Below are 25,795 nucleotides of genomic sequence, written 5' to 3' on the forward strand. Positions count from 1 at the left end.
AAGTTATACCAAAAAACAATATTGTACAGCTTTGATTGACGGCGTAGTCTCTGTACTCACAGGTAAACGAGGCCCCCCCTATGACTGTACCCATCGCAATCATCGGCGCCGGCATCGCCGGCCTTTCCGCCGCCCAGGCCCTTCGCGAGGCCGGGCACAGCGTGCACCTGTTCGATAAAAGCCGCGGCCCTGGCGGGCGCATGTCCAGCAAGCGCAGCGATGCCGGTGCGCTGGACCTCGGCGCCCAATACTTCACCGCCCGCGACCGCCGCTTCGTCACCGAGGTGCAGCGCTGGCAAACCCAGGGCTGGGTCGCCGAATGGACCCCACAGCTGTACAACTTCCAAGGCGGCCAGCTCACCCCTTCCCCCGACGAACAGACCCGCTGGGTCGGCACGCCGCGCATGAGCGCCATCACCCGCGCCCTGCTGGGGGACGTCCAAGCGCAGTTCGGTTGCCGCATCACCGAGGTCTATCGGGGCGAAGAACATTGGCATTTACAAGACGCCGAAAGCTTCACCCACGGGCCGTTCAGCCATGTCGTGATCGCCACCCCGGCGCCCCAGGCCACGGCGTTGCTGGCCGCTGCGCCGAAACTGGCCGGTGTCGCCGCCGGGGTAAAAATGGACCCGACCTGGGCCGTCGCCCTGGCGTTTGACACGCCCCTGGACACCTCGATGCAAGGCTGCTTCGTACAAGACAGCGCCCTCGACTGGCTGGCGCGCAACCGCAGCAAGCCGGGGCGCGACAGCACCCTCGATACCTGGATCCTGCACGCCACCAGCGCCTGGAGCCGCCAGCACATCGACCTGCCCAAGGAAGCCGTGATCGAACAGTTGCACGGTGCCTTCGCCGAGTTGCTGCACAGTGCCATGCCCGCTCCCGTGTTCAGCCTCGCCCACCGCTGGCTCTACGCCCGCCCGGCCGGCAGCCACGAATGGGGCGCCCTGGCCGATGCCGACCTGGGCCTGTATGTGTGCGGCGACTGGTGCCTGTCGGGGCGGGTCGAAGGGGCGTGGCTCAGTGGCCAGGAAGCGGCCCGGCGCCTACACGAACACCTGCAATGAACCGCATCAACCCGCGCAAGCTGCTGCTGTCCAAGTGGACGGCAGCCCGCCCTCAGCACCGCGAAAAGCACTTTCTGGTGACCGAACTGTTCTGCAATGAGAACGGCGAGGTGCTGGAGATCGAGCTGCAAGCCGTGCTCACCCGCCGCTGTCAGCGCCACGACTGGCGAACCCTGCAAGACGACGAACACTGGGCCATGGGCTGGAAATAGCTGTACAAAAAAGTTGACTTGTACACATCTGAATCTATGATGAAACCAAGTTGTACAGGCAAAGCATCCTGTATAGGTTTCAGCCAGAGGCCACCCCCATGCACAGCGACCTTACCGCGCCCCGCCCGAAAATCGCCGTCAGCGCCTGCCTGATGGGCCAACCCGTGCGTTACAACGGCGGGCACAAACAGTCCACCCTGTGCAGCCAAACCCTGGCCGACTACTTCGACTTCGTGCCCCTGTGCCCGGAAGTGGCCATCGGCCTGGGCACCCCGCGCGAACCCATCCGCCTGGTGGGCGACCCGCAAGCCCCGCGGGCCGTGGGCACCGTCCATGGCGACAACGACGTGACCCAGGCCCTGGCCGACTATGGCCAGCAAATGGCCGGGCAACTCACGGATATCTGCGGCTACATCTTCATGCAGAAGTCGCCCTCCTGTGGCCTGGCACGGGTCAAGGTCTACCAGAGCAACGGCGCGCCCGCCGAGCATGCTGGGCGCGGTATCTACGCACAGGCCTTTTGCGCTCGGCACCCCGACCTGCCGGTGGAAGAAGACGGCCGCCTCAACGACCCGGTGCTGCGGGAAAACTTCCTCACCCGGGTGTTCGCCTACGCCGCGTGGCAGCAACTGTGCGCACAAGGCCTGAGCCGCCGCGCCCTGACCGAATTCCACGCGCGCTACAAATACCAGCTCATGGCCCACAACCCGGAGCAGTACAAAACGCTGGGCAAGCTGCTGGGCAGCATGGGCAAAGCCGACCCGCACGCTGTGGCCCCGCGTTATTTCCGCGCGCTGATGGCGGCTCTCAAGCAATGCGCCACCCGTCGCACCCACACCAATGTGCTGCAACACCTGAGCGGTTACCTCAAGCAAGCCATCAGCCGCGATGACAAGCGTGAAGTGCAGCACCTCATTGGCCAGTACCACCAAGGCATCGTGCCCCTGGTGGTGCCGCTGACCCTGCTCAAGCATCACTTGCGCCACCACCCCGACCCGTATCTGGCGCAGCAGGTGTACCTGCAACCCCATCCGGAAAACCTCAGTTTGCGAAATGCGATTTAACCCATGACCGATTCCTCCGCTCCTCTGCCGGCCGCCTCCGACAGCGACTACCAGCAAGCCCTGGCCCAAGGCTGGCTGCCGATCCGCGATGTGGCCCGGCTCACCGGGGTCAACGCCGTGACCCTGCGCGCCTGGGAACGCCGCTATGGCCTGGTGGTGCCGCAACGCACGCCCAAGGGCCATCGCCTGTTCTCCAGCGAGCATGTACAGCGCATCCTCACCATCCTCACGTGGCTCAACCGGGGCGTGGCGGTCAGCCAGGTCAAGCCGTTGCTCGATGCCGCGCAGCCCTTCGATCAACCGGCCGAAAACGACTGGCACGCGATGCGCCAGAACCTGGTGCAAGCTATCAGCCTACTGGCCGAGCGCCAGGTGGATGACCTCGTCAACCAAGCCATGGCCCTGTACCCGCCCAGCACGTTGTGCACCCAATTGCTGATGCCGTTGCTGGCCGACCTGGAAATACGCTGGCAAGGCCAGTTTGCCGCCCACATGGAGCAGGTGTTCTTCCACGCCTGGCTGCGCAGCAAGTTCGGTGCGCGCATTTACCACAACAACCGCCAGTTACGCGGTGCCCCGGTATTGCTCGTCAATCAGTCGGACCGCCCCCTGGAACCGGCACTGTGGCTCACCGCATGGCTGGTCAGTAGCGCCGATTGCCCAGTGGCGGTGTTCGATGAACCGCTGGCCGGCGCCGAACTGGCCCTGGCAGTGGAGCACCTCAACGCCCGGGCGCTGGTGCTGTATTCGAGCAAAACCCTCGCGTTGGGCCAGTTGCCCAGGCTGCTGGCCAATGTGCCCTGCCAAACGATCATTGCCGGCGCCGCAGTGCGCATCCACCACAGCGAACTGACGGCCCTGGACGATGGCCCGGCCCTGGCCGAAGACCCTTTGGCTGCACACCAACTCCTCGTACGCCGGGGGCTGATTTGATGACCACGCCCCTGCAACTGATCTGGCTGCGCAGTGACCTGCGCGTGCACGACAACAGCGCCCTACGCGCCGCCACCGAACGCGGCCCCGCCGTGGCCCTGTACCTGATAAGCCCCGAGCAATGGCGCGCCCACGACGACGCGCCGTGCAAGGTAGATTTCTGGCGGCGCAACTTGCACAGCCTGAGCGCCGCCCTGGGCGAGTTGAACATTCCCCTGCTGATCCGCAAGGCATCGCACTGGGACGATGCGCCCCAGGTGCTGCTGAACCTGTGCATGGAGCTGGGCGTCGTTGCGGTGCACGTCAACGACGAATATGGCATCCACGAAAGCCGCCGCGACAACGCCGCCGCCCAGGCCTTGCAGGCGCAGGGCATCGGTTTTCACGCTTACCTCGACCAGTTGCTGTTCCAACCCGGCAGCGTGCTGACCAAAACCGGCACCTACTTCCAGGTATTCAGCCAGTTCCGCAAGGTCTGCTACGAACGCTTGCACCGTGCCCTACCGGCCCTGGTCCCGCTGCCTGCGCGCCAAGCGCCGCTGCCTATCGCCAGCGATCCAGTGCCCGCCGACATCCCCGGGTTCGCCGCCCCCGACGCGGCGCTGCAAGCGCTCTGGCCGGCCGGCGAGGACGAGGCGCGGCGACGCCTGGCGCAGTTCGCCGAGCAGCAGATCGACTACTACAAGGACGAGCGCGACTTCCCCGCCAAACCCGGCACCAGCCAGTTGTCGACCTATCTCGCGGCAGGGGTGATTTCGCCGCGCCAATGCCTGCATGCCGCATTGCACTGCAACCACGGCGAGTTCGACAGCGGCAGCGTCGGGGCCATTACCTGGATCAATGAACTGCTGTGGCGCGAGTTCTACAAACACATTCTGGTGGGTTACCCCCGTGTGTCGCGCCACCGCGCCTTTCGCCCGGAGACCGAGGCCCTGGCCTGGCGCCACGCGCCCGAAGACCTGGCGGCGTGGCAGGAGGCGCGCACCGGGTTGCCGATCATCGACGCCGCCATGCGCCAATTGCTGCACACCGGTTGGATGCACAATCGCCTGCGCATGGTGGTAGCGATGTTCCTGACCAAAAACCTGCTGATCGACTGGCGCGAGGGCGAGCGCTTTTTCATGCGCCACCTGATCGACGGCGACTTGGCGGCCAACAACGGCGGCTGGCAGTGGAGTTCGTCCACGGGCACCGATTCGGCGCCGTACTTTCGCATCTTCAACCCCTTGAGCCAGTCAGAAAAATTCGACAGCCAGGGCCTGTTCACCCAACACTGGCTGCCGGAACTGGCGGGCCTGGATAAAAAACAGCTGCACAACCCGGCGGCCCTGGGCGGGTTGTTTGGCGTGGCCGGTTATCCACAACCCATCGTCAACCTGAGCCAATCCCGGGAGCGCGCGCTGGCGGCGTTCAGAAACCTGCCCTCGCGCCAAGCTGTCGCCTTCGAAGATGAATGAATACCTCGGGGCCCGGCCCTGAAATCACCTGCCAGTACCGGCCGGGCCCACGCCTGACCGGAGAGGAGAGTTGGATGAGTGCACGTCGTATTTGGCTGACCGGCGCCAGCAGTGGCCTCGGCGCCGCCCTGGCGCAAGCGCTGCTGAGCAGCGGAGCGCGGGTGGCGTTGAGCGCGCGCAGTGTCGAGCCGCTGCGGGCACTCGCCGCACGCTACCCCGACCGGGCGCTGCTATTGCCCGGGGACCTGACCCGCAGCCAGGACGTGCGCCAGATCGGCGAGCGCATCGCCCAGGCCTGGGGCGCGCTGGACACGGTGATCCTCAACGCCGGCACCTGCGAGTACGTGGACGCCCGCCAATTCGACACTACGATCATCGAGCACGTGGTGCGCACCAACCTGCTGGCCAGCAGCTATTGCGTCGAAGTCGCGCTGCCGTTGCTACGCGCCGGTACCTCACCACACCTGGTGGGCATCGCCAGCACCGTCACCTACCTGGCGCTACCGCGCACCGAAGCCTGCGGCGCAACTCGGGCCGGGATGCGCTACCTGTTCGATTCGCTGGAAGCCGAATGGGCACCCGAGGGCATCGATGTCACCTTGGTCGGCCCCGGGTTTGTCGATACCGTGCCATCCCCGCCCAACGCTTTCCCCTTGCCGCTGGACTTGCCCGCCGACAGCGCCGCACGGCACATCCTCGAAAAACTCGCAGGCCGGCCACGGGAAATAGCCTTCGCAGCCCTGGACATGGCCCAGTTGTGGCCGCTGGCCAGGCAGCCAAACCCTGCGGGACTGGCGATCGGGAAACGCATCCAGCGTAGCCCGGCGCCGATCAAAGACAGCCCCTGAGGCAACCCAAATCCTGCACCAAACCCGCGCGCCAGACACCTCGAAGGCACACTCGCGCACCACTGTCTACAGGCCCAACAGCCCTGAAAATGGCCAAAACGCGGCAAAACTTATAGCAATGCGACATTAAGGTACGTTCGTACCACTGTTTAAGCCTCGGTTGCCCTGAGCATCTTGTGTTAGGCATGGCGCCTGCTTAAGTATCGGCAGGCCGACTCACGAGGTCGCCCTCTCTTAAAAAATGACAACAAATCATGAGGCCACCATGCTTAAACACGCCGTCATTCCGTTCCTCGTTGGCGCAAGCCTGCTTGCCAGCGCTCCTTTTGCCCAGGCAGCCACCAATTTGGTGTTCTGTTCCGAAGGCAGCCCCGCTGGCTTCGACCCGGGCCAATACACCACCGGAACCGACTTCGACGCCACGGCCGAGACCATGTTCAACCGCTTGAGCCAGTTCGAGCGCGGCGGCACCGCGGTGGTGCCCGGCCTGGCCACCCGCTGGGACATCTCCGAAGACGGCCTGAGCTACACCTTCCACCTGCGCGAAGGCGTCAAGTTCCACACCACGCCCTACTTCAAGCCGACCCGCACTTTCAACGCCGACGATGTGCTGTTTACCTTCAACCGCATGATCGACAAGGACATGCCGTTCCGCAAAGCCTACCCCACCGAGTTCCCGTACTTCACAGACATGGGGATGAACACCAATATCAAGAACATCGAGAAAATCGACGACCTGACTGTCAAATTCACCTTGGGCAGCGTCGATGCCGCGTTCATCCAGAACATGGCCATGAGCTTTGCCTCGGTCCAATCCGCCGAATACGCCGCCCAACTGCTCAAGGATGGCAAGCCCGGTGAGATCAACCAAAAACCGATTGGCACGGGGCCGTTCGTGTTCAAGAGCTACCAGAAGGACTCCAACATCCGCTACACCGGCAACAAGGACTACTGGAAACCTGAAGACGTGAAGATCGACAACCTGATCTTCGCCATCACCACCGACCCCTCGGTACGCATCCAGAAGCTCAAGAAAAACGAATGCCAGATCACCCTGTTCCCGCGCCCCGCCGACCTCAAGGCCCTGAGTGAAGACAAAGCCCTGAAAATGCCGCACCAGGCTGGTTTCAACCTGGGTTACATCGCCTACAACGTGATGCCCGTGCTCAAAGGCCGTACCGACGCCAACCCGCTGGCCAAACTCGAAGTGCGCCAGGCAATGGACATGGCGGTGAACAAGCAGCAGATCATCGACTCGGTGTACCAGGGCGCTGGGCAACTGGCGAAGAACGCCATGCCCCCCACCCAGTGGTCCTATGACGACACCATCCAGGACGCCCCCTACAACCCCGAGAAAGCCAAGGAACTGCTGAAAAAAGCCGACATCAAGGAAGGCACCGAAATCACCCTTTGGGCCATGCCGGTGCAGCGTCCGTACAACCCCAACGCCAAGCTGATGGCCGAAATGCTGCAATCGGACTGGGCCAAGATCGGCCTCAAGGTCAACATCGTCAGCTACGAGTGGGGCGAGTACATCAAGCGCTCCAAGGGCGGCGAGAACCAGGCCATGATTATTGGCTGGAGCGGCGACAACGGTGACCCGGACAACTGGCTCAACGTACTGTTCGGCTGCGACTCCCTGGGCGGCAACAACTTCTCCAAGTGGTGCGACAAACCCTACGACGCCATCATCAAACAGGCCAAGGCCACATCGGACGTCGCCAAGCGCACCGAGCTGTACAAGCAGGCGCAACACCTGCTCAAAGATGCAGTCCCCTATACGCCGATCGCCAACTCGACGGTGTACCAACCCATGCGCACCACCGTGCAGGACTTCAAGATCAGCCCATTTGGCCTGAACTCCTTCTACGGCGTCAGCGTCAGCAAATAAGGCCCGGCCACGGCGGCGTCCCTGACACCGCCGTGGTTTTTCCCGCCTCGCCGCCAGGAATTTACTTACGTCCGCATCGCTTGCGAACTACTGCGGCATTCCAAGGCGAGTCGCCTTTTCCTACACGACTTTCAGGCCTATTCGCATTTACGGTTCTGTCTTCGGCTCCTACCGTCGTCGCACGGCAATCGTGTGCTGTTGGCCCGGGACCTGCCGTACGCGTTGATTCGGGAGCAGCAATGTCCGTCTTCCCCCACAGGGGCGCCGGAACATTGCTCACTACATAAAAAAACAAGAGGGACCGTCATGCGTCATTCCTTGCTGTTATCCGTACTCCTGGGCACCGGCTTACTGGCTGGGGCTGGGGCCAGCCAAGCCGCCGGCAAGAGCCTGGTGTTCTGTTCCGAAGGCAGCCCGGCCGGCTTCGATACCGCGCAATACACCGCCTCCACCGACAACGACGCCGCCGAGCCGCTGTACAACCGCCTCGTGGAATTTGAAAAAGGCGCCACCAGCGTCGTACCTGGCCTGGCAACACAATGGGATATTTCCGACGACGGCCTGATCTATACCTTCCACCTACGTGAAGGCGTCAAATTTCACACGACCAAATACTTCACTCCTAGCCGCGAGTTCAACGCCGACGACGTACTGTTCACCTTCAACCGCATGCTCGATCCCGACCACCCCTTCCGCAAGGCCTACCCCACCGAGTTCCCGTATTTCAACGGCATGAGCCTGAACAAGAACATCGCCCGCGTAGAAAAAACCGGGCCGCTGACCGTGGTGATGACCCTCAACTCGGTCGACGCCGCGTTCGTGCAGAACATCGCCATGAGCTTCGCCTCGATTCTCTCCGCCGAATACGCCGAACAACTGCTCAAGGCCGGCAAGCCCAGCGAGATCAACCAGAAACCCGTCGGCACCGGGCCCTTCGTGTTCCAGCGTTACCAGAAGGATTCGCAGATCCGCTACGTGGGCAACAAACAGTACTGGGACCCGGCCCGGGTCAAGCTCGACCAGTTGATCTTCGCCATCAACACCGACGCCTCGGTGCGCGTGCAAAAACTCAAGGCCGGCGAATGCCATGTCACCCTGCACCCGCGCCCGGCCGACATCGACGCCCTCAAGGCCGACCCCAAGCTGCAGGTGCTGACCAAACCCGGTTTCAACCTCGGCTACATCGCCTACAACGTGCGCCACAAACCCTTCGACCAACTCCAGGTACGCCAGGCCCTGGACATGGCGGTGAACAAGCAGGGGATTCTCAACGCCGTGTACCAGAGCGCCGGGCAACTGGCGAGCAACGCCATGCCGCCCACCCAGTGGTCCTACGACGACACCGTCAAGGACGCCGCCTTCGACCCGGAAAAAGCCAAGGCCCTGCTCAAGGCCGCCGGGGTCAAGGAAGGCACCGAAATCACCCTCTGGGCCATGCCCGTGCAACGGCCCTACAACCCCAACGCCAAGCTGATGGCCGAGATGCTGCAAAGCGATTGGGGCAAGATCGGGCTCAAGGTCAAGATCGTCAGCTATGAGTGGGGCGAGTACGTCAAGCGCACCAAGAATGGCGAACACGACATCAGCCTGATCGGCTGGACCGGCGACAACGGCGACCCGGACAACTGGCTCGGCACCCTCTATAGCTGCGACGCCATTGGCGGCAATAACTACTCCATGTGGTGCGACGCCGAGTACGACAAGTTGGTCAAGCAAGCCAAGCTCGTCACCGACCGCGAACAACGCACCGTGCTCTACAAACAGGCCCAGCAACTGCTCAAGCAGCAGGTGCCGATCACCCCCATCGCCCACTCCACGGTCAACCAGCCGCTGAGCACCAAGGTCCAAGGGTTCCTCGTCAGCCCGTTCGGGCGCAACGTTTTCTCCGGCGTCAGCGTCACCCCTTAAATCTTTCACCGAACCAAGAGGGCGGGTTTTCCCGCCCTCGCGCAAACGTGCTGCCCGAATTCGGTGAAAGAGCAGCCCACCGGCGTTTGCGCTGCCTTGCAACAGTGCCACCCCAATAGCCGCGTCGCCCAAAAAAGACCGGCATTACAAAAAAAGAAAGAAAGGAGTTTTACCCATGAAACCGAGCAATACCGCGATACTCGCCCTGGCCATCGCCAGCATCACCGCCAGCGCCCACGCCGAAAGCGTCAGCCAGGCGTTCATCCCCACCCAACTCAACAGCAGCAACGCCCAGGATGAGGCCAAGGGCTTCGTCGACGGCCAGAGCCTGAGCGGCCAGACCCGCAACTGGTATTCCAACGAACTGCTACGCCGCGGCGCGACCTTCACCTATGAACGACACGGCCAGGAACGCACCACGCCACGCCGGATCAACTGGCTACAAGGCACCATCCTCAACTACAGCTCAGGTTTCACCCAAGGCACGGTCGGTGTCAGCACCGAAGTGGCGGCCTACAACGTGGTGGCGCTGGACCGCGAGCGCAAACACATCGTCGGCGGCGGCAACCGCACATTGGCGGATTCCAACGGCGACGCGGTGGAGCAGTGGAGCAAGCTGGGCCTGGCCAACGTCAAGTTCCGCGTGGGCAACACGACCCTGACCGCTGGCCGGCAGAATGTCAGCACGCCCATCGTCGACGTCATCGGCAACCGCGCCCTGCCGTCGAGCTTCCAAGGCGTGAGCCTCAACAGCGCGCCGTTCAACAACCTGAGCTTCGACGCCGGCGTCTTCGACCGCGTGTCCCCGCGTACCGAGCAGAGCCTGAGCAAATTCCGCAGCGAGTACACCGCCAGCGCGGCGGTGGAAACCGACAAAGTCAGCGTCGCGGGCCTGAACTACCAGCCCATGGAAAGCCTGAAGACCAGCCTCTACGCCTCCAAAGTCGAAGACTTCTGGAACCAGTACTACTTCGGCGCCACCCACAAACTGGGGGACAGCGCAGTGCTGGGCCTGACCACCGGGCTGAACTATTACAAGACCGTCGACACCGGCAACAAGAAAATGGGGGACATCGACAACGACACCTATTCCCTGTCCCTGGGCCTGGCCCACCAGGCCCACAGCCTGACGTTCTCCTACCAGCAAGTGAACGGCAACGAGTACTTCGACTACCTGCACGAAACCAACGGCATCTACCTGGCCAACTCCCTGACCTCCGACTTCAACGGCCCCAACGAGAAATCCTTCCAGGTCGCCTACGGCCTGAACATGGCCGAATACGGCGTGCCGGGGCTCAAGCTCAACCTCTACCAGGCCCGCGGCTGGGGCATCGATGGCACTCACTACAAAGGCACCGCCTACAAGGTGAACAATCAGGATGGCGAAACCCACTATGAGTACGGCGTCGGCGCCTCTTATGCGATCCAGGACGGCCCGCTCAAGGACACTGCCATCCGTGCCACCTACGTCACCCACCGCGCCAGCAAACAGCAATCGGACGGCAACCTGAACGAATTCCGCCTGGTCACCACCATTCCCTTCAACATTCTCTAAGGCACCGATTGCCGGGCGGTTTCAGGCTGAATCCGCCCAGCAGGCTACCCTGGTTCCATTGATCGAGAGGATCACCGATGAACCCCATCCCTATAAGAGCAGCCATTGCGGCCGCCCTGCTGAGCATCACGACCAGCGCCTGGGCCAAGCCGCTGGTGGTATGCACCGAGGCCGCCCCGGAAGGCTTCGACATGGTGCAGTACACCACCGCCGTCACCGCCGATGCAGTGGCCGAGACCCTGTTCAATCGCCTGGTGGACTTCAAGCCCGGCACCGTGGAGGTCCGCCCGGCCCTGGCCGAATCCTGGGACATCAGCCCGGACGGCCTGAGCTACACCTTCCACCTGCGCAAAGGCGTGAAGTTCCACACCACCGGCTACTTCAAGCCCAGCCGCGAGTTGAACGCCGACGACGTGCTCTGGAGCTTCCAGCGCCAGCTTGACCCCAAACACACGTGGCACGCCAAATCCACCACCGGGTTCCCATATTTCGAGAGCATGGGCTTCAAGGACCTGCTCAAGAGCGTCGAGAAAATCGACGAGCACACCGTGGTGTTCAACCTGACCCGCCGCGAAGCACCGTTTTTAGCCAACATCGCCATGGCGTTTTCCTCGATCTACTCGGCCGAGTACGCCGACCAGTTGCTCGAGGCCAACAAGGCCGGCGACCTCAACAGCAAGCCCATCGGCACCGGCCCCTTCATCTTCCAGCGCTACGACAAGGACGCCCAGGTACGCTTCAAGGCCAACCCCGAGTATTTTCGCGGCAAGCCGCCCGCCGATCCGCTGATCCTCGCCGTGACGGTAGACAGCAACGTGCGCCAGCAAAAGCTCAAGGCCAACGAATGCCAGGTGGCGCTGTACCCCAAGCCTGACAACGTGCCGGCGATCAAGGCCGACCCGAACCTGAAGCTCGCCGAACTGGCAGCGATGACCACCGCCTACATCGGCATGAACACCACCCGCCCCTACTTGAATGACGTGCGCGTGCGCAAGGCCATCGATATGGCCTTCGACAAACAGGCCTATGTCAACGCGCTGTTCGGCCCGGGCAATGCACTGGTGGGCGTCAACCCCTACCCGCCGACGCTGCTGGGCTACAACCACGCCATCCAAAACCCGCCCCACGACCCGGCCAAGGCCCGCGCCCTGCTCAAGGAGGCCGGGGTGCCCGACGGCACCGTACTGACCCTGTTCACCCGCAACGGCGGCGGCCCCACCAACCCCAACCCAATGCTCGGCGCGCAGATGATGCAGGCCGACCTGGCCAAGGTTGGGATCAAGCTCGACATCCGCGTCATGGAGTGGGGCGAGATGCTCAAGCGGGCCAAGAACGGCGAACACGATATGGTGTCTGCTGGTTGGGCGGGCGATAACGGCGACCCGGATAATTTCCTGACGCCTATGCTCAGTTGCGAAGCAGCCAAGAACGGCGAAAACTACGCCCGCTGGTGTAACGACAAGTTCCAGGCGTTGCTGGACCAGGCTCGGGAAGAAACCGACCCCGGCGCCCGAGCAGCGCTCTATGAACAGGCCCAGGTGATCTATCACCAGGACCAGCCATGGATCAGCATGGCGCACACCACAATGTTCACGGCCATGCGCAAGAACGTCGAGGGCTACCACATCAGTCCCTTGACCACGAACAACTTCGCCACCACCCAGGTGAAGTAGAAAAAAGCCCCCGGCATCGTGACCTGAACGATGCCGGGTAGCCGAACCGGCCGATGAGGAACACCACACGATGTTTAGTTTTATTGCCCGCCGATTGGGACTGTTGATTCCCACCTTCTTCGGCATCACGTTGCTGACCTTCGCCCTGATCCGCATGATCCCGGGCGACCCCGTCGAAGTGATGATGGGCGAACGCCGGGTAGACCCCGAAATGCACGCCCAGGCCATGGAGCGCCTGGGTCTGAACAAGCCCTTGTATGCGCAGTACCTGGACTACATCGGCAAGCTCGCCCAGGGCGACCTCGGTGAGTCGCTGCGCACCCGCGAAAGCGTGTGGACCGAGTTCAGCGCGCTGTTCCCCGCCACCCTGGAACTGTCCATGGCCGCCCTGTTGTTCGCCGGCATCCTCGGCCTGCTGGCCGGCGTGGTGGCGGCGCTCAAGCGCGGCTCGCTGTTCGATCACGGGGTGATGGGCATTTCGTTGACCGGCTATTCCATGCCGATTTTCTGGTGGGGCCTGATCCTCATCATGTTCTTCTCCGTGAGCCTGGGCTGGACTCCGGTGTCCGGGCGCATCGACCTGCTGTACGACATCGAGCCGCGCACCGGCTTCATGCTCATCGACACCCTGCTGGCCGACGACACCGACGCCTTTTTCGATGCGCTGCACCACCTGATCCTGCCCGCCATCGTGCTGGGCACCATCCCGCTGGCGGTGATCGCGCGCATGACCCGTTCCTCGATGCTTGAAGTGCTGCGCGAAGACTACATCCGCACCGCCCGCGCCAAGGGCCTGTCGCCGGCGCGCGTGGTGTTCGTCCATGGCCTGCGCAACGCGCTGATCCCGGTGCTCACGGTGTTCGGCCTGCAAGTGGGCACCCTGCTGGCCGGCGCGGTGCTGACCGAAACCATTTTCTCCTGGCCGGGCATCGGTAAATGGCTGATCGAAGCCATCGGTGCCCGGGACTACCCCGTGGTGCAAAACGGCATCCTGCTGATCGCCTGCCTGGTGATCCTCGTCAACTTCGTAGTGGACATCCTCTACGGTTTTGCCAACCCACGCATCCGTCACCAGCGCTGAGAGCCTATCCATGACCCTACAAACTCCCCCGGTCGCTGTGGACCAAAGCCTGCTGTACCCCTCCGTGTACAAGGAATTCTGGCAAGCCTTCGCCAAAAACAAAGGCGCCGTCGCCGGCCTGCTGTTCATGCTCCTGGTGGTGTTCTGCGCACTGTTCGCACCCTGGGTCGCGCCCCATGACCCCAGCGAGCAGTACCGCGAATTCCTGCTCACCCCGCCGGCATGGCTGGAGGGCGGGCAGATGCAGTTCCTGCTGGGCACCGATGAGCTGGGCCGCGACCTGCTGTCGCGCTTGATCCAGGGTTCGCGCCTGTCGCTGCTGATCGGCTTGTCGTCGGTGGTGATGTCGATGATCCCGGGTATCCTGCTCGGGCTGTTCGCCGGGTTCTTCCCGCGCCTGCTCGGCCCCAGCATCATGCGCCTGATGGACATCATGCTGGCCCTGCCGTCCCTGCTGCTGGCCGTGGCGATCGTCGCCATCCTCGGCCCTGGCCTGATTAACACCGTGATCGCCATCGCCATCGTCTCGCTACCTTCCTATGTGCGCCTGACCCGCGCGGCGGTGATGGGCGAGCTGAACCGCGACTACGTCACCGCCGCCCGCCTCGCCGGGGCCGGCCTGCCGCGCCTGATGTTCATCACCGTGCTGCCCAACTGCATGGCGCCGCTGATCGTGCAGGCCACCCTGAGCTTTTCCTCGGCCATCCTCGACGCTGCGGCCTTGGGCTTCCTGGGCCTTGGCGTACAACCGCCCACCCCGGAGTGGGGCACCATGCTGGCCTCGGCCCGCGACTACATCGAACGCGCCTGGTGGGTGGTAAGCCTGCCGGGCCTGACCATTTTGCTCAGCGTGCTGGCAATCAACCTGATGGGCGACGGCCTGCGCGATGCGCTGGACCCGAAACTCAAGAACGCCGCCTGAGGAGATGCCCATGTCACTGCTCGCAATCAAGAACCTCAATGTGCGCTTCGGCGACAAACAGGCCGTACCCGTGGTCGATGGCCTCGACCTTCAAGTCGATAAAGGCGAAGTGCTGGCCATCGTCGGCGAATCGGGTTCGGGTAAATCCGTGACCATGATGGCGCTGATGGGCCTGATCGACGCCCCCGGCATCGTCACCGCCGACGCCCTGACCTTCGACGGCAAGGACATGCTCAAGTTGAGCAAGCGCCAGCGCCGGCAAATCGTCGGCAAAGACCTGGCCATGGTCTTCCAAGACCCCATGACCGCCCTCAACCCCAGCTACACCGTGGGTTTCCAGATCGAAGAAGTGCTGCGCCTGCACCTGAAGATGTCCGGCCGGCAGGCACGCCAACGGGCCATCGAGCTGCTGGAAAAAGTCGAGATCCCCGGCGCCGCCAACCGCATGGACGCCTACCCGCACCAACTCTCCGGCGGCATGAGCCAGCGGGTGGCCATCGCCATGGCGATTGCCGGCGAACCCAAGCTGCTGATCGCCGACGAACCCACCACCGCCCTGGACGTGACCATCCAGGCGCAAATCATGGAGCTGCTGCTGGCCCTGCAAAAAGAACAGAACATGGGCCTGGTGTTGATTACCCACGACCTGGCCGTCGTTGCCGAGACCGCCCAGCGTGTGTGCGTGATGTACGCCGGGCAAGCGGTGGAAGTGGGCCAGGTGCCAGGGCTGTTCGACGTGCCCGCGCACCCCTACAGCGAAGCCCTGTTGGCGGCGATCCCGGAACACAGCATGGGCGCCTCGCGCCTGGCCACGCTGCCGGGGATCGTCCCCGGGCGCTACGACCGCCCGCAAGGTTGCCTCTTGTCACCGCGCTGCCCCTACGTGCAAGACACCTGCCGCCAGCAACGCCCCGGCCTTGACCCGAAAACCAACAGCCTCGCCCGCTGCTTCTACCCCTTGAACCAGGAGGTGGCGTAATGGCCGTCGTTCTTACCGCCCGCGACCTGACCCGTCACTACGAAGTCTCCCGGGGCCTGTTCAAGGGCACCGCCCTGGTACGCGCCCTCAACGGCGTGTCCTTTGAACTGGAGGCCGGCAAAACCTTGGCCGTGGTCGGCGAGTCGGGCTGCGGCAAATCCACCCTGGCCCGGGCCCTGACCTTGATCGAGGAGCCATCCTCCGGCTCACTGAAAATCGCCGGCCAGGAAGTCACCGGCGCCGACAAGGCCCAGCGCAAGCAACTGCGCAAAGACGTGCAGATGGTGTTCCAGAGCCCTTACGCCTCGCTCAACCCCCGGCAGAAAATCGGCGATCAACTGGCCGAACCGCTGCTCATCAACACCCGGCTCTCGGCCGCCGAACGCCGTGAAAAAGTCCAGGCGATGATGAAGCAAGTAGGCCTGCGCCCCGAGCATTACCAGCGCTACCCGCACATGTTTTCCGGCGGCCAGCGCCAACGCATCGCCCTGGCGCGGGCGATGATGCTGCAACCCAAAGTGCTGGTGGCGGACGAGCCGACCTCGGCGCTGGACGTGTCGATCCAGGCCCAGGTGCTGAACCTGTTCATGGACTTGCAACAGCAATTCAACACCGCCTACGTGTTCATCTCCCACAACCTGGCGGTGGTGCAGCACGTGGCCGATGACGTGATGGTGATGTACCTCGGCCGGCCGGTGGAATTCGGCCCCAAAGAGGCCATCTACGCACGGCCGCTGCACCCCTACACCCAAGCGCTGCTATCGGCCACGCCCACCATTCACCCGGACCCGAACAAACCCAAGATCAAAATCGTCGGCGAGTTGCCCAACCCCCTCAACCCACCGCCCGGCTGCGCCTTCCACAAGCGCTGCCCGTATGCGACGCCGCTGTGCAGCCAGGACGAACCGGCCCTACGCACCCTGGATAACCGCCAGGTCGCCTGCCATTACGCCGAGCAGTTCGTGGCCTAGTACACCGCCCACAAACAAAAACCCCCGCCTCAGAACCTGAGGCGGGGTTTTTTGCTTATGGCATGCGCTGGCCCTGTGGGAGCGAGCCTGCTCGCGATGAAGCCAGCCGATCCAGCCACTGGCTCACCAGCGTCGGATCGCCGCCCGGACCAAGCGCCCACAAAAAGCGTCTCTCACAAAAGCTGCTTAGTGGTGCTCGCGGGTAGCGCGGAATTTCACGTCCGGCCAGCGCTCTTCCATCAGCGCCAGGTTGACCCGGGTCGGGGCCAGGTAGGTGAGGTGGCCGCCGCCGTCGATGGCGAGGTTTTCCACAGCCTTGACGCTGAACTCTTCGAGCTTCTTCTTATCGCTGCAATCGATCCAGCGCGCCGACCACACGGTAATCGGCTCGTAGGCGCATTCGACCTTGTATTCCTCTTTCAAGCGGCTGGCGACCACATCGAACTGCAGCACACCGACGGCGCCGAGGATGATGTCGTTGCTGCGCGTAGGGAAGAACACCTGGGTCGCGCCCTCTTCGGCCAGTTGCTGCAAGCCCTGGCGCAATTGCTTGGACTTGAGCGGGTCCTTGAGGCGCACGCGGCGGAACAGCTCCGGGGCGAAGTGCGGGATGCCGGTGAAGCTCAGGGATTCGCCTTCGGTGAAGGTGTCGCCGATCTGGATGGTGCCGTGGTTGTGCAAGCCGATGATGTCGCCGGCAAAGGCCTCTTCCAGTTGCTCGCGCTCGGAGGAGAAAAAGGTCAAGGCGTCGCCAATGCGCACATCCTTGCCGGTGCGCACATGGCGCATCTTCATGCCTTTTTCGTACTTGCCCGAGCAGATGCGCATGAACGCGATGCGGTCGCGGTGCTTGGGGTCCATGTTCGCCTGGATCTTGAACACGAAACCGCTGAACTTTTCTTCCACCGGCTCCACGGTGCGCTCGTTGGCCACCCGCGCCAGCGGCTTGGGCGCCCAATCGACCACGGCATCGAGCACATGGTCGACCCCGAAGTTGCCCAGGGCCGTGCCGAAGAACACCGGGGTCAGTTGGCCGTCCATGAACTCCTGCTGGTTGAACGTGTGGCAGGCGCCCTGCACCAGTTCCAGTTGCTCGGTGAAGCGCTCGTACTCGTCACCCAAGTGGGCGCGGGCTTCATCGGAATCGAGCTTCTCGATGATTTTCACTTCGGTGCGCTCATGCCCGTGGCCGGCGGTGTAGACGATGATGTAGTCGTCCGCCAGGTGGTACACACCCTTGAAGTCGCGGTAGCAGCCAATCGGCCAGGTGATGGGCGCGGCCTTGATCTTGAGTACCGCTTCGATCTCATCGAGCAATTCGATGGGGTCGCGGATATCACGGTCGAGTTTGTTGATGAAGCTGACGATGGGCGTGTCGCGCAGGCGGCACACGTCCATCAGCGCAATGGTCCGTGGCTCTACGCCCTTACCGCCGTCGAGCACCATCAGCGCCGAGTCCACCGCCGTCAGGGTGCGGTAGGTGTCTTCGGAGAAGTCTTCGTGGCCCGGGGTGTCGAGCAGGTTGACCATGTGGTCGCGATACGGGAACTGCATGACCGACGTGGTAATGGAGATACCCCGTTGTTTTTCCATTTCCATCCAGTCGGAGGTGGCATGGCGGTCGGATTTACGGGATTTGACCGTACCAGCAACGGCAATCGCCTTGCCCATCAGCAAGAGCTTCTCGGTGATGGTGGTTTTACCCGCATCCGGGTGGGAAATAATGGCGAAAGTGCGGCGTTTCGCGACTTCGGCGGCCTGTTTGGTCATGGGAAATCGCCTGGCAGGTGATTCAAAAAAGGGCGGCGAGTATAGCCTAAAGCGCACTCGGCCGACCACCGTCGGGCCCAGCGGTGATGTCACAGAGGTGGCTAAATGCTGCCAAGTGTGGAACCTTTTAAAAGGTAGAGACGTCCACTCCCCTGCTACTCGTTTCGATCAGGGGCTGAAAAATCAGCAAGTTAGCCTGACGAGGCTGCGCTCATGGTTCGACCTCATGCCGTTTTGCCGGCATTGGCGAACTGCTCTTCGCGAACGCATTACCCGGCAGCCAGGAATGGCATGCCACACGGGGCTGCGCTCGCCGACTGAAATAAAGGAGTCCGCCTGTGGCTATTCGCTATGGCAAAGGGCTAATAGGAGGTGCGGCGGTCATCGCCCTCCTGGCCCTGCTGATCCACTGGATCGGCGTCGATACGATCGACCATTACCGCGACGATTTGTTGTTCTACCTGCAAGCTCATTTGGTGCTTGTCCTCGTCTCCATGCTCGCCGCCCTGCTCGTGGGCATTCCCGCCGGTATCCTGCTCAGCCGGCCGACCATGGTCGGGCGCGCAGAACGCTTCATGCAGATCTTCAACATCGGCAACACCGTCCCGCCCCTCGCCGTACTGGCCATCGCCCTGGGTATCCTGGGCATCGGCAGCGGCCCCGCGATCTTCGCGCTGTTCCTCGCCTCCTTGCTGCCCATTGTGCGCAACACCTACGAAGGCCTGAAAAACGTCCAGGGCTCCCTCAAGGAAGCCGCGGTCGGCATCGGCATGACCCCGCGCCAGGTGCTGTGGCGGGTGGAATTGCCCAACGCCGTGCCGATCATCATCGGTGGCGTGCGGGTGGCCCTGGCGATCAACGTCGGCACCGCGCCCCTGGCATTCCTGATCGGTGCCAACAGCCTGGGCAGCCTGATTTTCCCCGGCATTGCCCTGAACAATCAGCCGCAATTGCTCCTGGGCGCGGCGTGCACCGCCCTGTTGGCCTTGCTGCTCGATGGCCTGGTGACCCTGGCCAGCCGCCTCTGGCTGGAACGCGGTCTGCGACCGTCTTAAGCCTCGGCAAAGGAAAACCTATGAAAAAGCTAAGTTTGATACTGGGCTGCGTCCTGCTGTTGGCCGGCGTTGCCCAAGCCGCCGAAAAACCGGTGATCCGCATCGGCGCGCGGGTGTTCACCGAACAGACCCTGCTGGCCGAAATCACCTCCCAATACCTGCGCACCCTGGGCTACGACACCCGCGTCACCGGCGGGCTGGGCAGCAGCCTGGCGCGCAGTGCCCAAGAAAGCGGGCAACTGGACCTGATCTGGGAATACACCGGCGTCTCCCTGGTGGCCTACAACCACGTCACCGAAAAACTCGGCCGCGAACAGGCCTACGCCCGGGTCAAGGCCCTGGATGCCAAACAGGGTTTGGTCTGGCTCGCGCCGTCCAAGTTCAGCAACACCTACGCCCTGGCGCTGCCGCAAGAGGTCGCCGAGCAATACCCGCACATCAACACCATCAGCGACCTGACCCGCGCCCTGGCCGAGAACACCCGGGAAAACCGCCTCATCGCCCTGGACACCGAGTTCACCCACCGCTCCGACGGCATGGCCGGCATGGTCGAGCTGTACCAGATGAACCTGACCCGCAAGAACACCCGGCAAATGGACGCGGGGCTGGTCTACACCGCGCTGCGCAACGGCCAGGTATTCGGTGGGCTGGTCTACACCACCGACGGGCGCCTCAACGCCTTCAAGTTGAAGCTGCTGGAAGACGACCTGCATTACTTCCCCGACTACACCGCCGCCCCCGTGGTGCGCCAGCAATACCTCGATGCCCAGCCGCAACTGGCCGAACAACTCAAGCCCCTGGCCGCGTTGTTCGATGACGAAACCATGCGCCAGCTCAACGCTCGCGTGGACGTCGACCACGAAAGCCCATCGGCCGTTGCCGCAGATTTCCTGCGCCAGCACCCGATCAACTAAGGAGGAAAAGCCATGGAATTTCTCAACGCCTTTTCCCACCTGGACTGGCCGCAGGTCCTGCACCTGACCTGGCAGCACATCACCCTGGTCGGGGTCGCCGTGACCCTGGCAATCCTGGTCGGCGTGCCTCTGGGCGTCATCATGACCCGCTATCCGTCACTGGCCGGGCCGCTACAGGCCAGCGCTACGGTGCTGCTCACCGTGCCGTCCATCGCCCTGTTCGGCCTGCTGCTGCCGTTCTACTCCAAGTTCGGCCAGGGCCTGGGCCCGATGCCGGCGATCACTGCGGTGTTTTTGTACTCGCTGCTGCCAATCATGCGTAACACCTACCTGGCCCTTACAGGCGTGGAACCGGGCATCCGCGAAGCCGCCCGCGGCATCGGCATGACCTTCAGCCAGCGCCTGCGCATGGTCGAGTTGCCCATCGCCGTGCCGGTGATCCTCGCCGGGGTACGTACCGCCGTGGTGATGAACATCGGCGTGATGACCATCGCCGCCACCATCGGCGCCGGTGGCCTCGGTGTCCTGATTCTCGCTTCCATCAGCCGCAGCGACATGTCGATGCTGATCGTCGGCGCCTTGTTGGTCAGCCTCCTGGCCATCTTCGCCGACCTGCTTTTGCAATGGCTGCAACGCTCGCTGACTCCAAAAGGATTGCTCAAATGATCGAACTCCAGAACCTGACCAAGACTTTTCAAAGCAACGGCAAGACCGTGACCGCTGTCAACGACGTCAGCCTGACCGTCAACGAAGGCGAAATCTGCGTGTTCCTCGGCCCCTCGGGTTGCGGCAAAAGCACCACGCTGAAAATGATTAACCGCCTGATTACGCCCACCTCGGGCAAGATCCTGATTAATGGCGAAGACACCACCGGCCTTGACGCCGTGACCCTGCGCCGCAGCATCGGTTATGTGATCCAGCAGATCGGCCTGTTCCCCAACATGACCATCGAGGAAAACATCGTGGTCGTGCCCAAGCTCTTGGGCTGGGACCCACAAAAATGCCGCGACCGCGCCCGCGAGTTGATGAGCATGATTAAGCTCGACCCCAAGCAGTACCTGCACCGCTACCCACGCGAGTTGTCGGGCGGGCAGCAACAGCGCATCGGCGTGATCCGCGCCCTGGCGGCCGACGCCCCGCTGCTGTTGATGGACGAACCTTTCGGCGCGGTCGACCCGATCAACCGCGAGATGATCCAGAACGAGTTCTTCGAGATGCAGCGCGCCCTGGGCAAGACCGTCATCATGGTCAGCCACGACATCGACGAAGCCATCAAGCTGGGCGACAAGATCGCCATCTTCCGTGGCGGCAAGCTGATCCAGATCGACCACCCGGACACCCTGCTCGCCCACCCGGCGGACGAATTCGTCAGCAACTTCGTCGGCCAGGACAGCACCCTCAAGCGCCTGCTGCTGGTCAAGGCCGAAGACGCCGCCGACAACGCGCCGTCCGTGAGCCCCGACACCAGCGTGGCCGATGCCCTGGAATTGATGGACGAACACGACCGCCGCTACGTGGTGGTGACCTGCGCCGACAACAAGGCCCTGGGCTACGTGCGCCGGCGCGACCTGCACCGCCAGGCCGGCACCTGCGCCCAATACCTGCGCGAATTCAACGCCACCGCCGCGTTCGACGAACACCTGCGCATCCTGTTGTCGCGCATGTACGAGTTCAACCGTTCATGGTTGCCGGTGATGGACGCCGAACGCGTGTTCCTCGGCGAAGTGACCCAGGAATCGATTGCCGAGTACCTGAGCTCGGGTAAATCCCGAGGCGGCAAGACCAGCATCGTTTCACCGGCCGACACCGCGCTGGCCTGAGCCAAGCCGTCGCCGCCCCCGAGCGGGCGGCGACGGTACTGCACCGCTAAGTGTTCTTCCCGTTCGGGTTGCACTTAGCGTCCCCCTCCAACTTCATGATGACGTCATGGGCCACATAGGGCCGGCGGGGCTCCAGGCTCCAGGTCGGCTTGTTCAGCGCAATGTCCGGTGAGTCCAGGTGGCAAGCCAATTGGCGGCGCATGCTGCCGCCCATGCGGTCGAAGTTCCACTCCCGATTGGGGTCATTGGCCGCCAGGTTCGCCAGCTCCGCATACACCGCATCGGTCTTGCCGACCCCAGCCTTGCGCGCGCAATCGGTGGGCGTCACCACCAGCGAACTGATGGTGCCCAACACCGGCTCTTGGTAGTTGTCGGTCCATTCCACCCGCTCGATGTACTTGTCGCATGAACGCGGGTCCACAGGTTGCGCCGCCGTGGGACCCTGGTCGCCATCGCGATAGGTAAAGGTGGCCTCTTCAGCGGCGGTCCTGGGCAACTCCACGTGGATAACCGGCTTCCAGGTATTGCCTTGCTCCAGCCATCTGCGCTGGTCGTCTTGGGCCAGTTCCCGGGCCTTGAACACCCGGTCGTCGGAATACACCACGCCCACTTGGCTGACATAGATGAACGCCATGATCGGTAGCTGTTTATAGGTCTTGTTCACTTCCAGGGCCGGGGCCAGCGGTGCATCGAAAAACGGCCGGTTAGCGCCCCAATCCCGGTTCCAATATTTATTGTCGGGCCAAGTCTTGAGGCGCAACTCAGTTTGGGTAACTTGGGCGTCGACTTTATCGGCCGGGTCATTGGCCAACAACTTGCGTGCCTCGACAAAGGTATTAAACGCATCGGCCTTATTGTAAGTACCAAAATAATCCGCCGTGGTATCGAAACCGCATTCAAACTTATGAGAGGTCAGCCCCGGGTGCGTCGGCTGCCGGTGAAAGTGGTCCAGCCAAGCCTTGGCATTACTCACTCCCAACTTCTGGCAATAATCTTCGGTCACCCCGAGGCTATTGCCATTTTCCAAATAGTCACCACAGCCGTTATTACTGCGGTTACCCGTCCAGGAATCAATAGGGAATGCACACAGCACGGTGACTTTGAACTGCGTCTTTTCATTAATGAAGTCGTTAGGCGTCAGCGCAAAGCCGTTGTATTTATCCAGGCCCAGGCCGTCATAGCTGGTATCGGTGCGCAGGTAGGAAACCGAGGTGCCGCCATTGGACAGGTTCGGCGCGCCCCATCCCCCGGCCTCCAGGCTATGGGAATAGGGGCTTGGGTCCCAAGGCAGGTAGCTTTGTTTGCTGGCAATACCGCGCAAAATGATGCCGGAACACTCAGACGCCAACCTGCCACTGCCGCAATCACGGGCCGTGAAGTTATACAGGTATTTCATCTGGCTCGCCGTATCCGTACCGGGGCTGGCATATACCCAGGTTGAACTTACCAACGCGCCACACACCAGTAGTGCAGGAGTGCTTATTCTTTTACCGTTCATAACAAGTTCCTCAACGCCGTCAAGTAGTGAGTTCAGCCACATAAGCCTCAGCCAAAACTATCAGGCATAAAAACCCACAGCCCGCAACTCACGAGAACCCAATAACAAACATTCACAAACCGCCAGATTATTTTACTCAGCCAATTTGCACCCTGAGTATTAGTGACACCGCGCACCCTGGCTACTGTCAGAAGTTACAGTTCGGCGCCTTTTTTTATATTAATTATGGATAGTTGGCGCATCCAACATCACCAGACAAACTAATGAGAAAAGGCCACCAGCCCTGAGTGCCCACGCCTACGTTGGGCTGTTGCAGGGAACGACTGCCTGTCACGCCGGTCGGTTAAAACAGGCTGGTGCCACGGTGCCGGACGCCACCGTGCAAAACCGCGACATTTTTTGTTGATCTCAAACCCCTCACGCCCTAAAGTTCGCGCCGAACGTCCATGCTGGAAACGATCCATCCGGCTCAAGTACTGACGACGAGACAGCAAGGCCAAGGGCAGCCACGCCGCCCATGGCCTTTTTGCTTTCGGCGACATGCCTTGGGAAGTAGGCGAACCAAAGTGGGGATACGGAGGACGTTCATTTGCACCCATTGATTACTAACGTTTGCCACTAGGAGTTCCCAGCATGTCGATCAACGTCGAAGACTATTTCGCGCGCGATACCTTCCAGAAAATGAAGGCCTTCGCCGACCAACAAGAAACCCCGTTCGTGGTGATCGACACCGCGATGATTAGCCAGGCCTACGACGACCTGCGCGCCGGTTTCGAATTCGCCAAGGTCTACTACGCGGTCAAGGCCAACCCGGCCGTCGAGATCATCGACCTGCTCAAGGACAAGGGTTCGAGCTTCGACATCGCCTCGATCTATGAGCTGGACAAAGTGCTGGGCCGCGGCGTCAGCGCCGACCGCATCAGCTACGGCAACACCATCAAGAAATCCAAGGACATCCGCTACTTCTATGAGAAGGGCGTGCGCCTGTACTCCACCGACTCCGAAGCCGACCTGCGCAACATCGCCAAGGCCGCGCCCGGCTCCAAGGTTTACGTGCGCATCCTCACCGAAGGCTCGACCACCGCTGACTGGCCTTTGTCGCGCAAGTTCGGCTGCCAGACCGACATGGCGATGGACCTGCTGATCCTCGCCCGCGACCTGGGCCTGGTGCCGTACGGCGTGTCGTTCCATGTGGGCTCGCAGCAGCGCGACATCAGCGTCTGGGACGCGGCCATTGCCAAGGTCAAGGTGATCTTCGAGCGTTTGAAAGAAGAAGACGGTATCGAACTCAAGCTCATCAACATGGGCGGCGGCTTCCCGGCCAACTACATCACCCGCACCAACAGCCTGGAAACCTATGCCCAGGAGATTATCCGTTTCCTCAAGGAAGACTTCGGCGACGACCTGCCAGAAATCATCCTGGAACCGGGCCGTTCGCTGATCGCCAACGCCGGCATCCTGGTCAGTGAAGTGGTGTTGGTGGCCCGTAAGTCGCGCACCGCGGTCGAGCGCTGGGTGTACACAGACGTCGGCAAATTCTCCGGCCTGATCGAAACCATGGACGAAGCCATCAAGTTCCCGATCTGGACCGAGAAAAAAGGCGAAATGGAAGAAGTGGTGATCGCCGGCCCAACCTGCGACAGCGCCGACATCATGTACGAGAACTACAAGTACGGCCTGCCGCTGAACCTGGCCATCGGCGACCGCCTCTACTGGCTCTCCACCGGCGCCTACACCACCAGCTACAGCGCGGTGGAATTCAATGGCTTCCCACCGTTGAAGTCGTTCTATATGTAAGACGTTGTGCACCACACCTAAAAAAGCCCGTGAATTTCACGGGCTTTTTTTATGGCCAGCGAATTTTCCCAACCTCCCCCGATAACATTCCCCCTCCACTCCACAAAAGGACTACGACAAACAAGACACTGAACCCCTACCTAATACGCTCAACTAAATATCTGAAAACTTTTCCGTTACAAATACATAAACTGAAATTCTTTTAAATTTATCCTCCAGCAAATCCGCGACTACCTTTGATTTTGTAAACCACGGCGGTTGCAGGAGCTGAGTGCAACACGGTTATTGAATTGAAGCGGGCGCATCGTGCCGCATAGTCATGGCGTTCTGCATCACCTCGCCCATCATTTCGATCGGACATTTGAAATCGAAGCGTTTAC

21 protein-coding genes are annotated in these 25,795 nt (G+C 62.0%); 19 read left to right on the plus strand and 2 right to left on the minus strand.

Features of this window, described 5'->3' with window-relative positions:
• Positions 1-80: 80 nt before the first annotated feature.
• The 14 genes from AC19YT_RS08855 to AC19YT_RS08920 all read left to right on the plus strand — a co-directional run bounded on the left by AC19YT_RS08855 (position 81) and on the right by AC19YT_RS08920 (position 16,561).
• Positions 81-1,067, plus strand: a complete 987-nt coding sequence (locus tag AC19YT_RS08855; protein WP_095105982.1) for an NAD(P)/FAD-dependent oxidoreductase — start codon at positions 81-83, stop codon at positions 1,065-1,067.
• The gene (locus AC19YT_RS08860; protein ID WP_095105981.1) at positions 1,064-1,279 is read left to right on the plus strand and encodes a TIGR02450 family Trp-rich protein; all 216 of its coding nucleotides are present in this window, start codon (positions 1,064-1,066) and stop codon (positions 1,277-1,279) included. Before AC19YT_RS08855 ends, AC19YT_RS08860 begins: the two co-directional genes overlap by 4 nt.
• Positions 1,280-1,377: 98 nt before the next feature.
• Positions 1,378-2,343: a YbgA family protein gene (locus AC19YT_RS08865; protein WP_095105980.1), complete on the plus strand. Its 966-nt coding sequence runs from the start codon at positions 1,378-1,380 to the stop codon at positions 2,341-2,343.
• 3 nt (positions 2,344-2,346) lie between these two features.
• Positions 2,347-3,276, plus strand: coding sequence for a MerR family transcriptional regulator (locus AC19YT_RS08870; RefSeq protein ID WP_095105979.1), 930 nt, complete (start codon positions 2,347-2,349; stop codon positions 3,274-3,276).
• A gap of 11 nt (positions 3,277-3,287) precedes the next feature.
• The gene (gene phrB, locus AC19YT_RS08875; protein WP_500610123.1) at positions 3,288-4,733 is read left to right on the plus strand and encodes a deoxyribodipyrimidine photo-lyase; all 1,446 of its coding nucleotides are present in this window, start codon (positions 3,288-3,290) and stop codon (positions 4,731-4,733) included.
• Positions 4,734-4,807: 74 nt separating this feature from the next.
• Entirely contained in the window at positions 4,808-5,581 is a 774-nt protein-coding gene (locus tag AC19YT_RS08880; RefSeq protein WP_500610114.1) for an SDR family NAD(P)-dependent oxidoreductase, read from the plus strand.
• 265 nt (positions 5,582-5,846) lie between these two features.
• The gene (locus tag AC19YT_RS08885; protein WP_095105968.1) at positions 5,847-7,472 is read left to right on the plus strand and encodes an ABC transporter substrate-binding protein; all 1,626 of its coding nucleotides are present in this window, start codon (positions 5,847-5,849) and stop codon (positions 7,470-7,472) included.
• A 306-nt stretch (positions 7,473-7,778) separates the two neighbouring features.
• Positions 7,779-9,380, plus strand: a complete 1,602-nt coding sequence (locus AC19YT_RS08890; protein ID WP_500610115.1) for an ABC transporter substrate-binding protein — start codon at positions 7,779-7,781, stop codon at positions 9,378-9,380.
• 175 nt (positions 9,381-9,555) lie between these two features.
• Positions 9,556-10,935, plus strand: a complete 1,380-nt coding sequence (locus tag AC19YT_RS08895; RefSeq protein WP_500610116.1) for an OprD family porin — start codon at positions 9,556-9,558, stop codon at positions 10,933-10,935.
• Positions 10,936-11,012: 77 nt separating this feature from the next.
• The gene (locus AC19YT_RS08900; protein WP_500610117.1) at positions 11,013-12,608 is read left to right on the plus strand and encodes an ABC transporter substrate-binding protein; all 1,596 of its coding nucleotides are present in this window, start codon (positions 11,013-11,015) and stop codon (positions 12,606-12,608) included.
• A 70-nt stretch (positions 12,609-12,678) separates the two neighbouring features.
• Positions 12,679-13,689 carry an ABC transporter permease subunit gene (locus AC19YT_RS08905; protein WP_095105962.1) on the plus strand — a complete coding sequence of 337 codons (1,011 nt, stop codon included), beginning with the start codon at positions 12,679-12,681 and terminating at the stop codon, positions 13,687-13,689.
• A gap of 10 nt (positions 13,690-13,699) precedes the next feature.
• Complete coding sequence (locus AC19YT_RS08910; protein ID WP_095105960.1) at positions 13,700-14,611, plus strand: ABC transporter permease subunit; 912 nt, start codon at positions 13,700-13,702, stop codon at positions 14,609-14,611.
• Positions 14,612-14,621: 10 nt separating this feature from the next.
• The gene (locus AC19YT_RS08915; RefSeq protein WP_500610118.1) at positions 14,622-15,590 is read left to right on the plus strand and encodes an ABC transporter ATP-binding protein; all 969 of its coding nucleotides are present in this window, start codon (positions 14,622-14,624) and stop codon (positions 15,588-15,590) included.
• The gene (locus tag AC19YT_RS08920) at positions 15,590-16,561 is read left to right on the plus strand and encodes a peptide ABC transporter ATP-binding protein (RefSeq protein ID WP_500610119.1); all 972 of its coding nucleotides are present in this window, start codon (positions 15,590-15,592) and stop codon (positions 16,559-16,561) included. Before AC19YT_RS08915 ends, AC19YT_RS08920 begins: the two co-directional genes overlap by 1 nt.
• A 186-nt stretch (positions 16,562-16,747) precedes the next feature.
• Here the strand turns inward: AC19YT_RS08920 and AC19YT_RS08925 are convergent, their stop codons facing one another.
• Positions 16,748-18,331 carry a peptide chain release factor 3 gene (locus AC19YT_RS08925; protein ID WP_095105955.1) on the minus strand — a complete coding sequence of 528 codons (1,584 nt, stop codon included), beginning with the start codon at positions 18,329-18,331 and terminating at the stop codon, positions 16,748-16,750.
• 338 nt (positions 18,332-18,669) lie between these two features.
• Here AC19YT_RS08925 and AC19YT_RS08930 point away from each other — a divergent pair, with 338 nt between their 5' ends.
• The 4 genes from AC19YT_RS08930 to AC19YT_RS08945 are packed head-to-tail and all read left to right on the plus strand — an operon-like array spanning position 18,670 to position 22,120.
• Positions 18,670-19,386: an ABC transporter permease gene (locus AC19YT_RS08930; protein WP_095105953.1), complete on the plus strand. Its 717-nt coding sequence runs from the start codon at positions 18,670-18,672 to the stop codon at positions 19,384-19,386.
• Between the two features lie 20 nt (positions 19,387-19,406).
• A complete protein-coding gene (locus tag AC19YT_RS08935; protein WP_095105951.1) occupies positions 19,407-20,300 on the plus strand; it encodes a glycine betaine ABC transporter substrate-binding protein in 894 nt (297 codons plus the stop codon).
• 12 nt (positions 20,301-20,312) lie between these two features.
• Positions 20,313-20,966: an ABC transporter permease gene (locus AC19YT_RS08940; RefSeq protein WP_095105950.1), complete on the plus strand. Its 654-nt coding sequence runs from the start codon at positions 20,313-20,315 to the stop codon at positions 20,964-20,966.
• A complete protein-coding gene (locus AC19YT_RS08945) occupies positions 20,963-22,120 on the plus strand; it encodes an osmoprotectant ABC transporter ATP-binding protein OsmV (RefSeq protein ID WP_095105949.1) in 1,158 nt (385 codons plus the stop codon). The genes AC19YT_RS08940 and AC19YT_RS08945 overlap by 4 nt, the downstream gene beginning before the upstream one ends.
• Positions 22,121-22,166: 46 nt before the next feature.
• On the opposite strand, the gene AC19YT_RS08950 is transcribed toward AC19YT_RS08945, so the two are convergent.
• Positions 22,167-23,516 (minus strand): DUF2599 domain-containing protein, encoded by a 1,350-nt coding sequence (locus AC19YT_RS08950; protein WP_500610120.1) that lies wholly within the window; start codon positions 23,514-23,516, stop codon positions 22,167-22,169.
• A gap of 735 nt (positions 23,517-24,251) precedes the next feature.
• On the opposite strand from AC19YT_RS08950, the gene AC19YT_RS08955 reads away from it, so the two are divergent.
• Complete coding sequence (locus tag AC19YT_RS08955; protein WP_095105947.1) at positions 24,252-25,415, plus strand: type III PLP-dependent enzyme; 1,164 nt, start codon at positions 24,252-24,254, stop codon at positions 25,413-25,415.
• Positions 25,416-25,795 lie beyond the last annotated feature (380 nt).

It is taken from the genome of Pseudomonas sp. MF08875 (assembly GCF_059862525.1).

Excerpts from the sequence above, each read along its gene's own strand:
- AC19YT_RS08855 (WP_095105982.1), top strand. The coding sequence starts at position 81 with ATGACTGTACCCATCGCAATCATCGGCGCCGGCATCGCCGGCCTTTCC.
- AC19YT_RS08860 (WP_095105981.1), top strand. The coding sequence starts at position 1,064 with ATGAACCGCATCAACCCGCGCAAGCTGCTGCTGTCCAAGTGGACGGCA.
- AC19YT_RS08865 (WP_095105980.1), top strand. The coding sequence starts at position 1,378 with ATGCACAGCGACCTTACCGCGCCCCGCCCGAAAATCGCCGTCAGCGCC.
- AC19YT_RS08870 (WP_095105979.1), top strand. The coding sequence starts at position 2,347 with ATGACCGATTCCTCCGCTCCTCTGCCGGCCGCCTCCGACAGCGACTAC.
- AC19YT_RS08880 (WP_500610114.1), top strand. The coding sequence starts at position 4,808 with ATGAGTGCACGTCGTATTTGGCTGACCGGCGCCAGCAGTGGCCTCGGC.
- AC19YT_RS08885 (WP_095105968.1), top strand. The coding sequence starts at position 5,847 with ATGCTTAAACACGCCGTCATTCCGTTCCTCGTTGGCGCAAGCCTGCTT.
- AC19YT_RS08890 (WP_500610115.1), top strand. The coding sequence starts at position 7,779 with ATGCGTCATTCCTTGCTGTTATCCGTACTCCTGGGCACCGGCTTACTG.
- AC19YT_RS08895 (WP_500610116.1), top strand. The coding sequence starts at position 9,556 with ATGAAACCGAGCAATACCGCGATACTCGCCCTGGCCATCGCCAGCATC.
- AC19YT_RS08900 (WP_500610117.1), top strand. The coding sequence starts at position 11,013 with ATGAACCCCATCCCTATAAGAGCAGCCATTGCGGCCGCCCTGCTGAGC.
- AC19YT_RS08905 (WP_095105962.1), top strand. The coding sequence starts at position 12,679 with ATGTTTAGTTTTATTGCCCGCCGATTGGGACTGTTGATTCCCACCTTC.
- AC19YT_RS08910 (WP_095105960.1), top strand. The coding sequence starts at position 13,700 with ATGACCCTACAAACTCCCCCGGTCGCTGTGGACCAAAGCCTGCTGTAC.
- AC19YT_RS08915 (WP_500610118.1), top strand. The coding sequence starts at position 14,622 with ATGTCACTGCTCGCAATCAAGAACCTCAATGTGCGCTTCGGCGACAAA.
- AC19YT_RS08920 (WP_500610119.1), top strand. The coding sequence starts at position 15,590 with ATGGCCGTCGTTCTTACCGCCCGCGACCTGACCCGTCACTACGAAGTC.
- AC19YT_RS08925 (WP_095105955.1), bottom strand. The coding sequence starts at position 18,331 with ATGACCAAACAGGCCGCCGAAGTCGCGAAACGCCGCACTTTCGCCATT.
- AC19YT_RS08935 (WP_095105951.1), top strand. The coding sequence starts at position 19,407 with ATGAAAAAGCTAAGTTTGATACTGGGCTGCGTCCTGCTGTTGGCCGGC.
- AC19YT_RS08940 (WP_095105950.1), top strand. The coding sequence starts at position 20,313 with ATGGAATTTCTCAACGCCTTTTCCCACCTGGACTGGCCGCAGGTCCTG.
- AC19YT_RS08945 (WP_095105949.1), top strand. The coding sequence starts at position 20,963 with ATGATCGAACTCCAGAACCTGACCAAGACTTTTCAAAGCAACGGCAAG.
- AC19YT_RS08950 (WP_500610120.1), bottom strand. The coding sequence starts at position 23,516 with ATGAAATACCTGTATAACTTCACGGCCCGTGATTGCGGCAGTGGCAGG.
- AC19YT_RS08955 (WP_095105947.1), top strand. The coding sequence starts at position 24,252 with ATGTCGATCAACGTCGAAGACTATTTCGCGCGCGATACCTTCCAGAAA.